This window comes from Micromonospora sp. L31 (assembly GCF_052068075.1).
GTDB classification, from domain to species: Bacteria; Actinomycetota; Actinomycetes; order Mycobacteriales; family Micromonosporaceae; genus Micromonospora; species Micromonospora purpureochromogenes.
This window is the reverse complement of sequence record NZ_JBQHDC010000003.1, coordinates 51,740-65,153: the sequence shown is the minus strand read 5'-3', so window position 1 is coordinate 65,153 and position 13,414 is coordinate 51,740. Positions and strand designations below refer to the sequence as shown.

Sequence of the window (13,414 nt, the reverse complement as noted above, 5' to 3'; positions counted from 1 at the left end):
TTAGGGGTGGGCCACCCGCCGGCCGAGAATCGACCCATGACGTCGACCCGTTCCGCCGCCGCGCTGCGTGCCCTGCACCGCCCCGGCGACCCGCTGATCCTGCCGAACGCCTGGGACGCCGGCTCCGCCCGCGCCGTCGCCGCCGCCGGCTTCCCCGCCGTCGCCACCAGCAGCGCCGCCGTGGCGGAATCGCTCGGCCACACCGACGGCGAGGCCACCCCGGTGGCCGAGATGCTCGCCGCGGTGGCCCGGGTCGTCGGAGCCGTCGAGGTGCCGGTCACCGCCGACCTGGAGCGCGGGTACGGCCTGCCGCCGGCCGAACTGGCCGAGCGGCTGCTCGCCACCGGGGCGGCCGGACTCAACCTGGAGGACTCCGAACCGGGTACCGGACGGCTGTGCGAGGTGGACGATCAGGCGGACCTGCTCGCCGCCGTCCGTGCGGCGGCCGGGCCGGACCTGGTGGTCAACGCCCGGGTGGACGTCTTCCTGCGCGCCGCCGGCGATCCGGCCCGGGCATTCGACGAGGCGGTCCGCCGGGCCGTTCGTTACCGCGCCGCCGGCGCCGACTGCGTCTACCCGATCCTGCTGGCCGACCCGGAGCTGATCGGGCGGTTCGTCGCGGCGGTCGACGGGCCGGTGAACGTGCTGCTGCGCCCCGGCACCCCCGGGGTCGGGGAGCTGGCCCGCCTCGGCGTGGCCCGGATCAGCCTCGGCTCCGGCGTGTACGCCGCGGCCCGGGCCCGGGCCGCCGGGATGCTCGACGTGCTGCGCGGCGGCGGCGACCCGTTCGCGGGCTGACCGCCGCGTCGGCTTGCGGCCGGACGGTGCAGCCGGGAAGGTGGGCTGATGAGCGGGGCGGAGGAGACCCGGGACGGGGTCGGGCTGACCAACCTGGACCAACCGCTGCTCGCCGGCGGTGACGTCACCAAGCGGGACCTGGTCGACTACCTGGACGCCGTGCGCGAGCGCATCCTGACCGGCCTGCGCGACCGGCCGCTCTCGGTGATCCGGCTGCTGCGCGGGCAGGACCCGTTCATGCAGAAGAACCTGCCCAAGTACACGCCGGACTGGGTGCGCCGCACCTCCGTCTGGGCGGAGGCGTCCCACCGGCAGGTGTCGTACGCCCTCTGCGACGACCGGCGCACCCTGCTCTGGTTCGCCAACCAGCGGGCGATCGAGTACCACCCGACGCTGAGCACGGTGGCGCACCCCGAGCACCCGACCCACCTGGTGCTGGACCTCGACCCGCCGGAGGGGGAGCCGTTCGGGCTGGTCGTCCGGGCCGCCGCGCTGGTGCGGCAGGCGCTCGACGACGTGGGCCTGGCCGGGGCGCTCAAGACCAGCGGGGCGAAGGGCGTGCACGTCTTCGTACCGGTCGACCCGGCGACCACCGCGGAGGAGGCGGCCGCCGCCACCCGGGCGCTCGCCGTGCACGCCGAACGGCTCGACCCGGCCCTGGCCACCACCGCCTTCATCCGGGAGGACCGGGGTGGCCGGGTCTTCGTCGACGCGACCCGGGCCGGCGGGGCGACCGTGGTGGCCGCGTACAGCCCACGGGTCCGGCCCGGCCTGCCGGTCTCCTTCCCGGTGGCCTGGGACGACCTCGACCGGGTCACCCCGGCCGACTTCACGGTGCGGACGGTGCCGGCGCTGGTGGCCGACCGGGACCCGTGGGCCGACGCGCTGCCCGCGCCGCAGCGGCTCCCGGCCGACCTGGTCGCCGAGGGGCGGACCATTCCGGTCGCCCGGGTGCAGGCCATGCACGAGGGGAAGCGCCGGGCCCGGGCCCGGCGGGCGGCCGGCTGACCTTCGGTTTCGGTCCACCGGGGCCGGCCGAGCGCCGGCGACGTGTCGTGCGCCCTCGGGTCCGCTGCCGCTCGTCGGGGACCGGCCAGGCGGCGGGTGCCGGCCGGCGGCGCTCGGGCGGACCGCCGGGGAAGTCGCCTAGCCGGTGGCGGCGATCTGCAGCGGGTCCGCCAGGAGCGTGTCGAAGGCCAGTTCGGCGGCGCCGATCAGGGCGGCGTCGCGGCCGAGCGCCGCCGCGCGCAGGTGCACGATCTCGCGGCAGGGCGGCAGGACCATCGTGTCCAGGCGGCGGCGGACCGTGCCCGCGCCGGCGAGGTAGAGCTCGCGCAGCGAGCCGCCGAACACCACGGTGTTCGGGTTGACCACGTTGACCAGGTTGGCCACGCCGAAGCCGAGCCAGTCGGCGACCCGCTCCACGGCCGCCACCGCCGGCTGCTCCCCGGCCGCCGCCGCGCGCAGGACGTCGGCGACCGCGTCCGGGCCGCCCGGCTCCCGGCCGGCGTGCCGCAGCAGTGCCGCCTCGCCGATCTCGGTCTCCCAGCAGCCGCGTGAGCCGCACCCGCAGGGCAGGCCGTCCGGGTTGACCACCATGTGGCCGACCTTGCCGCTGCGCCCGCGGTGGCCGAGCACCAGCCGGCCGCCACTGATGATGCCGGCGCTGACGCCCAGGTCACCGTGCAGGTAGACGACGTCGTTGACCCCCGCCGCCACGCCCCGGACGTGCTCGGCGAGAGCGGCGATGTCGGCCAGGTCGCCGGTGACGAATCGGGGTCCGGCCCCGAACTCCGCGCTGAGCGCGGCGTGCAGCGTCTCGTCGGCGCCGCCGATCCGGATCCGGCCGTCGGCGTCGCGGGTCGTGTCGACCACGGCGACCGCGCCGCCGGCCAGCAGCGCGTCACCGGGGACGGCGCGTTCCATGTCGCGGACGAAGTCGGCCAGCGGGGCGACGGCGTCGGGGGCCGCCATTCCGGACGGACGGTCGGCCTCGCGCAGGTCGAGGATGCGGCCGCCGAGGCCGACGCGGGCGGCGCGCAGCCGGTCCGCCTCGATGCTCAGCGCGTGCGCGTAGACGCGGCTGGAGCGGGGGCTGACCACCAGCGAGGGGCGGCCGGCGCGGCGGGCGGTGGTCGGCGCCTCCTCGGTCACCAGGCCGGCGGCGGCGAGGTCGGCGGCGAGTGCACCGATGGTGCTCCGGTTGAGCCGGAGCCGACTGGTCAGCTCGGCGCGGGAGGTCGGGCCGTGCACGTGGACGTAGCGCAGCACGGCGCCGAGGTTCTTCCGGCGGATCTCCTCCTGGCTGGCGCCGGGCGCCGAGGCCGGCAGGGGTTCCGGGTTGCGGCCCTGCCGGGGTGGCCCGGACCGCATGGGTGTCGCCACGGTCAGGCCGCCTCCCGGTCTGTTGTGGGTATCTGCCGGGGAGTACAACGAAGGGTCCCGGAAACGGACTTCCGGGACCCGACGTCGTGACTACCCGCTGGTGCTTACTTGGTGAGCGGCGCCAGCTTCGGGTCGTTCGCGTACGCCTCGGCCGCGTTCGCCTTGGTCACGGCGACCGGCGGGAGCAGGTACGTGTCGACGACCTTGCTGCCGTTGTTGTACGACTTGGTGTCGTTGATCTCCGGCTTGTCACCGGCCTGGAGGGACTTCACCATCGCGATGGTCTGCTTGACCAGGTTCCGGGTGTCCTTGTTGATCGTCATGTACTGCTCGCCAGCCATGATCGACTTGACCGACTCGACCTCGGAGTCCTGACCGGTCACGACCGGGATCGGCTTGCCGGCACCCTTGATCGAGGTGATGATCGCGCGGGCCAGCGTGTCGTTCGGGGAGAGGACGCCGTCCAGCTGCTTGTTGCCGTAGGCGGAGGTCAGCAGCTGGTCCATGCGGGCCTGCGCACCCTCGGCCTTCCAGCCCTGGATGGCGGTCTGCTTGACGTCGGTCTGCTTCGAGGCGACGACGAGGTTGCCCTTGTCGATCTCCGGCTTGAGCACGCTCATCGCGCCGTTGAAGAAGACACCGGCGTTGTTGTCGTCCGGAGAGCCGGAGAAGAGCTCGATGTTGTACGGGCCGTTCGGCTTCTTGGCCTTCATGCCGTCCAGCAGGGCCTGGCCCTGGAGCTGGCCGACCTTGAAGTTGTCGAAGGCGACGTAGTAGTCGAGGTCCGGGGTGTTGGTGATCAGCCGGTCGTACGCGATGACCTTCACGCCGGCCTGGTGCGCCGCGGCGACCTGGGTCGACAGCTGCGCGGCGTCGGTCGCGCCGATGACGATGACCTTGGCGCCCTTGGTCACCATGGCGGTGATCTGCGCCTGCTGGTCGGCAACGGTGGTCGACGCGCCGGCGTACTGCACGTCGCTCTTGAAGCCGGCCTCCTTCAGGCCGTTGGTGAACAGGTCACCGGCGAGGACCCAGTTCTCCGAGGTCTTCGACGGCAGGGCGACACCGATCAGGGAGTCGGCCGCGAAGCCCTTGGTCGGGGCGCCGGCACCGCCGGACTCACCGTCACGGCCGGAGCCGCAGCCGGTCAGGGCCAGCGTCGCGATGGCACCGATGGCCACCGTCTTGGCAAGGAGATTGCGCATGAGAGGGTAGTGCCCTTCTGGAGTGGTGATAGGGGAGAGGTCGGTGGCCGTCAGCCGGACACCGCGGTCTTGGCGGGCTCGCGCTCCGCTTCCGACGCAGACGAGGGCGTGCTGGGTGCGTCTCGGCGGAACGAGCGGGTGAGGCTGCCGATGATCGAGAAGCGTCCCTGCTTCTTGTTGTAGACGTCGAGCGCGACGGCCAGCAGCAGGACCAGCCCCTTGATGATCTGGACCTGGTCGCTGCCGACGCCCTTCAGCTGCAGGCCGTTGTTGAGCACGGCCATGACCAGACCGCCGACGATCGAGCCACTGATGGTGCCGATGCCGCCGGCGACGGCCGCGCCGCCGATGAAGACCGCGGCGATCGCGTCCAGCTCCCAGCCGTTGCCGTCCTGCGGACCGGAGGCCGCCGAACGGGCCACGAAGATCATGCCGGCCAGCGCGGCCAGGACCGACATGTTCATCATGACGAAGAAGTTGACCCGCTTGAGCTTGACGCCGGAGAGCTCCGCCGCCCGCGAGTTGCCGCCGACCGCGTAGATGTGCCGGCCACCGGCGGTGTTGCGGGTGTAGAAGGAGTACGCCAGCACCAGCGCCACCAGGATGATGCCGGAGACCGGGAAGCTGGTGCCGACGCGGCCGCTGGCGAAGCGCAGCGAGGCGAAGACGATCACACCGACCATGACGGCCATCCGGAGGACCGAGATCCACATCGGTGCCGGGTCGGCGTCCATCTCCCGGCGGGTCTTGCGGGACTTCAGCTCCCGCCACACCACGGCCACGCAGGCGGCCAGGCCGAGCAGCAGGGTCAGGTTGTTGTAGCCCGTGCTCGGGCCGACCTCGGGCAGGAAGCCCGAGCCGATCACCCGGAAGCCCTCCGGCACCGGGATGGTGTTGGCGTCGCCGATGAACTGGTTGCCGCCCCGGAAGAGCAGCATGCCCGCCAGGGTGACGATGAACGCCGGCACCCCGATGTAGGCGACCCAGAAGCCCTGCCAGGCGCCGATGATCGCGCCGATGGCGAGACCGTAGAGGATGGCGACCGGCCAGGGCAGCGACCACTCCGCCATCGACTTGGCCACCAGGATGCCGGTGATGGCGGCGACCGAGCCGACCGAGAGGTCGATGTGCCCGGCGACGATCACCATCAGCATGCCGATGGCCAGGATGAGGATGTACGAGTTCTGCTGGAACAGCGCGATCAGGTTGTCCGACCGCAGGGTCAGCCCGTCCGTCCAGATCTGGAACAGGACGACGATCGCCACCAGGGTGAAGATCATCCCGAACTGGCGGGCGTTGGAAGTGGTGCCTCCGAAGAGGTTCTTCTGCAGGTCCTTCAATCGGCTCATCGTGTCTGCATCTTCTTCGTAGAGGTCATCTGCTTCATGAGGGTCTCCGGGTCCGCATCCTCACGGGCGATCTCGCCGGTGATGGTTCCTTCGAACACGGTGTAGATGCGGTCGCAGAGCCCGATCAGCTCAGGCAGTTCCGAGGAGATGACGACGACGCCCTTCCCCTGGTCGGCGAGCCGCTGGATGATTCCGTAGATCTCGTACTTGGCGCCCACGTCGATGCCGCGCGTCGGCTCGTCGAGGATCAGCAGGTCGGGGTCGGTGAACATCCACTTCGCCAGGACGACCTTCTGCTGGTTGCCGCCGGAGAGCTTGGAGACGCCCTCGTCGACCGACGGGGCCTTGGTGCGCAGCTCCCGGCGGTACGACTCGGCCGCCTTGTACTCCGCGACCTCGTCGAGGACGCCGTGCCGGGAGATCTTGGACAGCTTGGCGGCCACCGTCGACGCCTTGATGTCGTCGAGCAGGTTGAGGCCGATCGCCTTGCGGTCCTCGCTGACGTACGCGAGCCCGTGGGCGATCGCGTCCGCCACCGACTTCAGCACGATCTCCTTGCCGTCCTTGATGATCGTGCCCGACTCGTACACCCCGTAGGAGCGGCCGAAGACGCTCATCGCCAGCTCGGTGCGGCCCGCGCCCATCAGGCCGGCGAAGCCGACGATCTCGCCGCGGCGTACGACGAAGCTCTCGTTCTTGCAGACCTGGCGCTCGGCCGAGATCGGGTGCCGGACGTTCCAGTCGCGGACCTCGAAGAAGACCTCGCCGATCTTGGGCGTGTGGTCCGGGAAGCGGCTGCTCAGCTCGCGGCCGACCATGCCCCGCACGATCCGGTCCTCGTCGACCGCCCCGGCCTGGACGTCCAGGGTCTCCACCGTCCGGCCGTCGCGCAGGATGGTGATCTGGTCCGCGATCGCCTCGATCTCGTTCAGCTTGTGCGAGATCATGATCGAGGTGATGCCGCGCGAGCGGAAGCCGCGCAGCAAGTCCAGCAGGTGCCGCGAGTCCGCCTCGTTGAGCGCGGCGGTGGGCTCGTCCAGGATGAGCAGCTTGACGTCCTTGGCGAACGCCTTGGCGATCTCCACCAGCTGCTGCTTGCCGACGCCGATGTCCTTGATCAGGGTGTCCGGGTCCTCCTGGAGACCGACCCGGGCCATCAGGTCCAGGGCCATCCGGTTCGCGGCCTTCCAGTCGATCGCACCCCGCTTGCGCGGCTCGTTGCCGAGGAAGATGTTCTCGGTGATCGACATGTGCGGGATGAGCGCGAGCTCCTGGTGGATGATCACGATGCCGGCGGCCTCGCTCGCCCGAATGTCGGAGAAGCGGGTCTCGGCGCCCTGGTAGATGATGTCGCCGTCGTACGTGCCGTACGGGTAGACGCCGCTGAGCACCTTCATCAGCGTCGACTTGCCCGCACCGTTCTCGCCGCAGATGGCGTGGATCTCACCGGCGCGAACCACGAGGTTGACGTCGGAAAGGGCCTTGACTCCCGGGAACTCCTTGGTGATGGAGCGCATTTCCAGGAGGATGGGCGCGTCGCTCATGACTTGCTGCACCTCGCCAACATCATGGATGCCTCTCGCTGGATCGGGCCTCACGAGGTTTTGTTGCGTACCACAACTTATTCACGCGCGACGGCGATCCGCAAGTTTCCGTTGGCCGGCCGTTGTAACAATCCGGCAATATGGAGTCCGGTCCCTGCCCCGGCTGGCGGGGCTGTCTGGTTCCTCGGCGGCCGGGTGACGCGGTAGACATCGGCGGCTGTGGCGCCGGTCTCCCGCCCGGGCCGGTCCACCCCGCCGCCTGGTCGCCGGGGCCACGACCTGCGGGTGAGTGCCGATCCGGGAAACGAAAAATTCCCCGGCGTACCCGCCGGGGAATCCTCGTTCGTCTTGTCGCGGAGCCCGCTCCTGCGATGTTGTGTGCCCCCGGCAGGATTCGAACCTGCGCCCCCGCCTCCGGAGGGCGGTGCTCTATCCCCTGAGCTACGGGGGCTCAGCGACCCGAGAAGAGTACCAAACCCCGTCCCGAACACCGAATCGGTACCCGCTGCCCCCTCCGTGTCCCTCGAATCCCGCGTTGATCATGAAGTTGTTGTCCCGACACACCGTGTCCGCCGACAACAACTTCATGATCAACGCGAAAGAGCCGGGGGGTCAGGCGGCGGCGAGGGCGCGGCCGCAGCTGGGGAGGGGGTGCAGGACGATGCGGCGGGGGAGGCGTCGGGGCCACTCGTTCTTGGGCCACGAGCCGTCCACGATCAGGTGCACGGTGCGCTCCTCGGCGCCGCTGAGCCGCAGCACGAAGTCGCGGGGGAGCGGCGCGTCCACGCCGGGCGTGGTCACCATGAACCGGACCCGGCCCCGGGACGACACCGCGGAGATCACGTCCGCGGCCGGCATGGTGCCGCGCAGGCGTACGCGGCCGATCCAGTAGACCTCCGCGGAGTGCTCCTGGGCGGCCCGGGTGATCGCCGGGTACTCGCTGCGTACCCAGCGCTCGACCGCGCCGACGCAGAGCCCGCAGGCCCGCTCCCGCGGCTCCCGCGGACCCAACCCCCAGGCCCGCAGGTACGCCCCGACGGTGCCGGCGTCCATCGCCAGGTCGAACTGGCGCTGGATCAGCGTGGTCAGGCTCTGTCGCGTCCACAGCTCCTCGTCCAGCCCGAACTCGTCGGGGTGGACGCTCCGCAGGGCGTCGATCAGTTCGAGTTCCTGTTCGCGGCTGAGCGTTCCGGGCTCGCCCTGCCGGTGTCCGCGACGGACGGCTGCCACCGCTCCGTCACCGCCGATGGTGTGGCGCCGGCACCAGCTGGTGACCGAACGCCGCGCGTCTCTCAGTGCAACCCCCACGTCCTGCGCAACGAGCCCGAATCGCAACTGGTCACGATATGTGGGGAGAAAAGTCTCCAACGACCGCAATCGGTCGGAGCGGCCAAAGGTCGCTAAAAGGGAGTAAAGGGACACCCATGCGGGTCGGAGCGGACGGAGGCCCGCGTCCGCCGAGGCGGTACGCGGGCCTCCGTCGAGCCGGGTGCCGGGATCAGCCGCCCAGGCGCTTGAGGGCGTTCTGGAGGTTGACCAGGTCCGTCTGCTGGGTGTTCTTCATGGTCTGCGCGACCTTGAGCACGTCGTCGTCCCCGCCGTGGTCGAGGATGCCCTGGATCATGTGGATCCCACCCAGGTGGTGCTTGATCATCATGCGCAGGAAGAGCACGTCGAGGTCGTGTCCCTGCGCCGCGCGCAGCTGCGCCATCTCCTGCGGCGTCGCCATGCCGGGCATCAGCCCGTCCCGGAGGCTCTCCCGGCCGTCCGGCATCCAGGCCATCGCCGGCTCGGAGCCGGTCGGGTCCAGCCCCCACGACCGCAGCCAGGTCTGCATGGTGCCGATCTCGCCCTGCTGACCGGTGGCGATGTCGCCGCCGACCTGGCGTACCTCCGGGTCGCTGCCCTTCTGGAAGGCGATCAGGCCCATCTCCACCGCCTGGGCGTGATGGCTGGTCATGTCCCGGGCGAAGCCCGCCTCGGCCGAGCTGTCACCCGGTCGGGTGAGGCTCGGCGTCAGCAGGCCGCCGGCGTACCCGAGGAGGAGACCGACCACGACGGCGGCGGTCAGCGCGAGGACGCCGTAGCGGCGCGCGGACCGCCGGCCACCGTCGTCGGTGACCGGGGCCTCGTCGGGTGCGCTGGCCGTCGTCACGGGAGCGGTCATGGCCGTCCTTACTGGGTGGGCTGCGGGTCGCGCGGGGTGGTGCCGGTGGCCGTGATGCCCTGGCCGCAGTTGGCGTTCGGGCCCTCGACCGAGGCGTTGACGCGCAGGGTCTTGATGAAGTCGTCGATCCGGCCGTCGTCGGCGTTGTCGACCTTGAGCTGGTAGCCCCAGGCCTGCAGCGAGATCGGCTTGTCCAGCCCGTCGAACGGGCTGAGCATCAGCTTCTCCTTGCCCTGGACCTTGCTCTTCAGCTTCGTCACCTGGTCGGCCGGCAGGTCGGAGCGGTACGTGATCCAGACCGCGCCGTGCTCCATGCTGTGCACCGCGTGCTCGCTGGCGATCGGGGCGTCGTAGACGTCACCCATGCAGTTCTGCCAGGCCGCGTTGTGCGGGCCCGCGACCGGCGGGTTGACGTCGTACTTGATCGGGCCCTGCTGGTGCTGGCCGCCCTGGACGAGCTTGGCGTCCTTCTTCCGGAAGTCGACGATGCCGTCGATGTCGGCGGCCCGCTTCTCCCACGGCTTGGAGCCCTGGAAGGCCGCGTACGCGCCGTACCCGATGATCGCCGCGGCGAGCACGCCGACGGCCACGAAGAGCGCGATCGGGCCCCAGGGCCGGCCCTGGCTCACCTTGACCGGCGTGATCGGCTTGCGGGGGCCCTTGCCACCCGAGGTCGGGCGGGGGGAGCCCGCCGACTTGCCGGCCCCGGGCTTGGCGCCGGACGCGGGCCGGCCAGCCGCCGGCTTCTTGCCGGTGCTGACCACGGTCGGACGGCGCTCCGGGCCGCCCGGGGTGCTGATGCTCATGGTGCCTCGTCAGGTCGGTCGGTCAGGGGATTGGCGGGCCGGGTGACGCGCAGGGTCGCCGCCGAGTGCCCGAGTCTACCCCCGATAACATGGTTCGGTGACTCCCGCAGAACTCGCCGAGGTCGTCCTCTCCGCAGCCCACGCCGTCTTCACCGAGCGGGGCCTGGACCCGGCCGCGCTCCCGGCGCGGACGGCGGTGGAGCGACCCCGTAACCCCGAGCACGGCGACTACGCCTCGACGCTGGCGCTGCAGCTCAGCAAGAAGGTGGGGGTCCCGCCGCGGGAGCTGGCCGCCGCGCTGGCCGACCAGCTCGGCCGCGCCCCCGGCGTCAAGTCCGTGGAGATCGCCGGCCCCGGCTTCCTCAACATCCGGCTCGACGCCGCCGCCGCGGGCCAGCTCGCCCGGTCGATCGTCGAGGCCGGCGCGGAGTACGGCCGCAGCGACGCCCTCGCCGGCCAGAAGATCAACCTCGAGTTCGTCTCGGCCAACCCCACCGGCCCGGTGCACATCGGCGGCGTCCGCTGGGCGGCCGTCGGCGACGCGCTGAGCCGGCTGCTCCGCGCCACGGGCGCCGACGTGGGCACCGAGTACTACTTCAACGACGCCGGGTCCCAGATCGACCGGTTCGCCCGGTCGCTGCTCGCCGCCGCGAAGGGCGAGCCGGCCCCCGAGGACGGGTACGGCGGCGCGTACATCGCCGAGATCGCCGAGCAGGTCCGCGCCGTCCGGCCGGACGTGCTGGAGCTGGACGACGCCGCCGCCCAGGAGGTCTTCCGGGTCGAGGGCGTCGCGCTGATGTTCGCCGAGATCAAGTCCTCGCTGCGCGCCTTCGGGGTGGAGTTCGACACCTACTTCAACGAGAAGGACCTGCACGACCGGGGCGAGCTGGACCTCGCCCTGGAGCGGCTGCGCGAGCAGGGCCACCTCTTCGAGGCCGGCGGTGCCACCTGGCTGCGGACCACCGACTTCGGCGACGACAAGGACCGGGTGCTGCGCAAGTCCAACGGCGAGTGGACCTACTTCGCCGCCGACTGCGCCTACTACCTGGACAAGCGCGAGCGCGGCTTCGAGCGGGTCGTGATCATGCTCGGCGCCGACCACCACGGCTACATCGGCCGGATGAAGGCGATGGCGGCCTGCTTCGGCGACGACCCGGACCGCAACCTGGAGATCCTCATCGGCCAGCTGGTCAACCTGGTCCGCGAGGGTGCCCCGGTGCGGATGAGCAAGCGGGCCGGCACCGTGGTCACCCTCGAGGACCTGGTCGACGCGATCGGCGTGGACGCCTCCCGGTACGCGCTCGCCCGCTACTCCAGCGACTCGCCGATCGACATCGACGTCGAGCTGTGGACCCGGGCCACCCGCGACAACCCGGTCTACTACGTGCAGTACGTCGCCGCCCGGACGGCCAGCGTCGGGCGCAACGCCGCCGAGGTCGGGCTGACCCGCGGTGACGCCGCCGGCTTCCGGGCCGAGCTGCTCGGGCACGAGAAGGAGAACGAGCTGCTCAAGGCGCTCGCCGAGTTCCCCGCCGTGGTGGCCACCGCCGCCGAGCTGCGGGGGCCGCACCGGGTGGCCCGCTACCTGGAGGAGCTGGCCGGGGCGTACCACCGGTTCTACGACAACTGCCGGATCCTGCCGCGCGGTGACGAGGAGGTCACCGACCTGCACCGGGCCCGGCTCTGGCTCAACGACGCGACCCGGGTGGTCATCGCCAACGGCCTGCACCTGCTCGGCGTCACCGCTCCGGAGAGGATGTGAGCACCTGTGCGCGCACATGAGGCCGGTGCCATGCACGGCGATATCGGCAGCCGGGAGCCGGCGTGGCTGCGTACCCCGGTCGACGTCAACGCCCTGGTGCCGCAGCTGTGGCCGCGCAACGTGACGCGCGCCGACGACGGCGCGCTCGCCGTCGCCGGCCTGGGCATCCACGACATCGCCGCCGAGTACGGCACCCCGCTGTACGTCCTCGACGAGGACGACCTGCGGTCGCGCTGCCGCGACTTCCGCGCCGCCTTCCAGGACGTCGACGTCTACTACGCGGGCAAGGCGTTCCTCTGCCGCGCCGTGGTCCGCATGATCGCCGAGGAGGGCCTGCACCTCGACGTCTGCACCGGCGGCGAGCTGGCCACCGCGCTGTCGGCGGGGATGCCGCCGGAGCGGATCGGCTTCCACGGCAACAACAAGTCCGTGGCCGAGCTGACCCGGGCGCTGGACGCCGGGGTGGGCCGGATCATCCTCGACTCGTTCACCGAGATCGACCGGCTCACCGCGCTGGCCCGCGAGCGCGGGGTACGCCCCGGCGTGCTGATCCGGGTCACCGTCGGCGTCGAGGCGCACACCCACGAGTTCATCGCCACCGCGCACGAGGACCAGAAGTTCGGCTTCTCGCTCGCCGGCGGGGCGGCCGCGGCGGCCGCCTTCAAGGTGCTCGACGAGGGCGTGCTCGACCTGCGCGGCCTGCACTCGCACATCGGGTCGCAGATCTTCGACGCCAGCGGCTTCGAGGTCTCCGCCCGCCGGGTGCTCGCCCTGCAGGCGCAGATCCGCGACGCCCGCGGGGTGGAGCTGCCCGAGCTGGACCTCGGCGGCGGCTTCGGCATCGCGTACACCACCCAGGACGACCCGGCCTCGCCGCAGGAACTGGCCAAGCGGCTGCGCAAGATCGTCGACGGCGAGTGCGCGGCCGAGCGACTGGCCGTGCCGCACCTGTCGATCGAGCCCGGTCGGGCGATCGTCGGCCCGGCGGTCTTCACCCTGTACGAGGTGGGCACGGTCAAGGACGTCGACGGGATCCGCACCTACGTCAGCGTCGACGGCGGGATGAGCGACAACATCCGCACCGCGCTCTACGACGCCTCGTACTCGGCCACGATGGCGAACCGGGCGTCGGTGGCCGAACCGATGCTCGCCCGCGTGGTGGGAAAGCACTGTGAGTCCGGGGACATCGTGGTGAAGGATGAATTCCTGCCCGCCGACGTGCAGCCCGGAGATCTTGTCGCGGTGCCCGGCACGGGTGCGTACTGCCGCAGCATGGCCAGCAACTACAACCACGTGCCCCGCCCCCCGGTGGTCGCGGTGCGGGACGGCCGGGCCCGGCTGATCGTCCGGCGGGAGACCGAAGAGGACCTGCTCGCTTTGGATGTGGGATGACGTCAC

At 71.4% G+C, this 13,414-nt stretch carries 11 protein-coding genes and 1 tRNA gene; 4 read left to right on the top strand and 8 right to left on the bottom strand.

What is annotated here, in order from left to right:
* Positions 1–36: 36 nt before the first annotated feature.
* Positions 37–798 carry an isocitrate lyase/PEP mutase family protein gene (locus tag ACTMS9_RS09870; protein WP_441164739.1) on the top strand — a complete coding sequence of 254 codons (762 nt, stop codon included), beginning with the start codon at positions 37–39 and terminating at the stop codon, positions 796–798.
* Positions 799–846: 48 nt separating this feature from the next.
* Entirely contained in the window at positions 847–1,806 is a 960-nt protein-coding gene (gene ligD / locus ACTMS9_RS09865; protein ID WP_441142964.1) for a non-homologous end-joining DNA ligase, read from the top strand.
* A 138-nt stretch (positions 1,807–1,944) separates the two neighbouring features.
* On the opposite strand, the gene ACTMS9_RS09860 is transcribed toward ligD, so the two are convergent.
* From ACTMS9_RS09860 to ACTMS9_RS09825, 8 genes are all read right to left on the bottom strand, one after another.
* A complete protein-coding gene (locus tag ACTMS9_RS09860; protein WP_441164965.1) occupies positions 1,945–3,171 on the bottom strand; it encodes an ROK family protein in 1,227 nt (408 codons plus the stop codon).
* 116 nt (positions 3,172–3,287) lie between these two features.
* Positions 3,288–4,388, bottom strand: coding sequence for a substrate-binding domain-containing protein (locus ACTMS9_RS09855; RefSeq protein ID WP_280835974.1), 1,101 nt, complete (start codon positions 4,386–4,388; stop codon positions 3,288–3,290).
* A 50-nt stretch (positions 4,389–4,438) separates the two neighbouring features.
* Entirely contained in the window at positions 4,439–5,737 is a 1,299-nt protein-coding gene (gene mmsB / locus ACTMS9_RS09850; RefSeq protein ID WP_441164737.1) for a multiple monosaccharide ABC transporter permease, read from the bottom strand.
* Positions 5,734–7,281, bottom strand: a complete 1,548-nt coding sequence (gene mmsA / locus ACTMS9_RS09845) for a multiple monosaccharide ABC transporter ATP-binding protein (RefSeq protein WP_441164735.1) — start codon at positions 7,279–7,281, stop codon at positions 5,734–5,736. Before mmsA ends, mmsB begins: the two co-directional genes overlap by 4 nt.
* Before the next feature lie 379 nt (positions 7,282–7,660).
* A tRNA-Arg gene (locus tag ACTMS9_RS09840) sits at positions 7,661–7,732 on the bottom strand.
* 161 nt (positions 7,733–7,893) lie between these two features.
* Complete coding sequence (locus ACTMS9_RS09835) at positions 7,894–8,589, bottom strand: winged helix-turn-helix domain-containing protein (RefSeq protein WP_357914918.1); 696 nt, start codon at positions 8,587–8,589, stop codon at positions 7,894–7,896.
* A gap of 190 nt (positions 8,590–8,779) precedes the next feature.
* Positions 8,780–9,448 carry a DUF305 domain-containing protein gene (locus tag ACTMS9_RS09830; protein WP_441142959.1) on the bottom strand — a complete coding sequence of 223 codons (669 nt, stop codon included), beginning with the start codon at positions 9,446–9,448 and terminating at the stop codon, positions 8,780–8,782.
* An 8-nt stretch (positions 9,449–9,456) separates the two neighbouring features.
* Complete coding sequence (locus ACTMS9_RS09825; RefSeq protein WP_441142957.1) at positions 9,457–10,254, bottom strand: DUF3105 domain-containing protein; 798 nt, start codon at positions 10,252–10,254, stop codon at positions 9,457–9,459.
* Positions 10,255–10,351: 97 nt separating this feature from the next.
* Here ACTMS9_RS09825 and argS point away from each other — a divergent pair, with 97 nt between their 5' ends.
* Both argS and lysA read left to right on the top strand, forming a co-directional pair.
* Positions 10,352–12,016, top strand: coding sequence for an arginine--tRNA ligase (gene argS, locus ACTMS9_RS09820; protein WP_441142955.1), 1,665 nt, complete (start codon positions 10,352–10,354; stop codon positions 12,014–12,016).
* Positions 12,017–12,022: 6 nt separating this feature from the next.
* A complete protein-coding gene (gene lysA, locus ACTMS9_RS09815; RefSeq protein WP_441164734.1) occupies positions 12,023–13,408 on the top strand; it encodes a diaminopimelate decarboxylase in 1,386 nt (461 codons plus the stop codon).
* Positions 13,409–13,414 lie beyond the last annotated feature (6 nt).

Bases quoted from the DNA above. Each gene is read 5' to 3' on its own strand.
- ligD (WP_441142964.1), top strand. From the start codon at position 847: ATGAGCGGGGCGGAGGAGACCCGGGACGGGGTCGGGCTGACCAACCTG.
- mmsA (WP_441164735.1), bottom strand. From the start codon at position 7,281: ATGAGCGACGCGCCCATCCTCCTGGAAATGCGCTCCATCACCAAGGAG.
- ACTMS9_RS09870 (WP_441164739.1), top strand. From the start codon at position 37: ATGACGTCGACCCGTTCCGCCGCCGCGCTGCGTGCCCTGCACCGCCCC.
- ACTMS9_RS09825 (WP_441142957.1), bottom strand. From the start codon at position 10,254: ATGAGCATCAGCACCCCGGGCGGCCCGGAGCGCCGTCCGACCGTGGTC.
- mmsB (WP_441164737.1), bottom strand. From the start codon at position 5,737: ATGAGCCGATTGAAGGACCTGCAGAAGAACCTCTTCGGAGGCACCACT.
- ACTMS9_RS09855 (WP_280835974.1), bottom strand. From the start codon at position 4,388: ATGCGCAATCTCCTTGCCAAGACGGTGGCCATCGGTGCCATCGCGACG.
- ACTMS9_RS09860 (WP_441164965.1), bottom strand. From the start codon at position 3,171: ATGCGGTCCGGGCCACCCCGGCAGGGCCGCAACCCGGAACCCCTGCCG.
- ACTMS9_RS09830 (WP_441142959.1), bottom strand. From the start codon at position 9,448: ATGACCGCTCCCGTGACGACGGCCAGCGCACCCGACGAGGCCCCGGTC.